This window comes from Azonexus caeni (assembly GCF_048146105.1).
Classification (GTDB): Bacteria; Pseudomonadota; Gammaproteobacteria; order Burkholderiales; family Rhodocyclaceae; genus Azonexus; species Azonexus aromaticus_B.
The window spans coordinates 1-585 of the sequence record NZ_JBKJAD010000068.1 but is presented as its reverse complement, the minus strand read 5'-3'; the positions used below and the strand labels follow the sequence as shown (position 1 = coordinate 585).

Genomic DNA, 585 nt, shown 5'->3' with positions numbered 1-585 from the left:
ACTGTGCTTCGTCCAGGCCATCGACGTCCGTCACCAGCAGCGTGCCGGTGTCGGTCAGGTTCGGGTTCGACGCATCTTCCGTCACCGCACCCTTGTCCTTGCCGCTCACTTCGGCGCCGTCATTGGTGCCGGTGATCGTCACCACGATGTCGTGCGTCGTCCCGTCCACCGTCTTCACGGTGAAGGTCTCGATCTTGGTTTCGCCTTCGCCCAGGTACTGCACGTCGGCGTTCGCCACCGTGTAGGTCCAGTCGCCGGTCGCCGTGATCGTCAGGCCGCCCAGCGCACCGGCGCTGGCAACGATGCCCGTGGTCTGGAACTGGGCTTCGTCCAGGCCATCGACGTCCGTCACCAGCAGCGTGCCGGTGTCGGTCAGGTTCGGGTTCGACGCGTCTTCCGTCACCGCACCCTTGTCCTTGCCGCTCACTTCGGCGCCGTCATTGGTGCCGGTGATCGTAATCACCACGTCGTGCGTCGTCCCGTCCACCGTCTTCACGGTGAAGGTCTCGATCTTGGTTTCGCCTTCGCCCAGGTACTGCACGTCGGCGTTCGCCACCGTGTAGGTCCAGTCGCCGGTCGTCGTGA

1 protein-coding gene is annotated in these 585 nt (G+C 64.8%); it reads right to left on the bottom strand.

Annotated features, from left to right (window positions below; translation table 11 throughout):
* Positions 1 to 585, bottom strand: a 585-nt coding sequence (locus ACLIIZ_RS21100; protein WP_416695673.1) for a VCBS domain-containing protein, incomplete at both ends; no start/stop codon positions are given.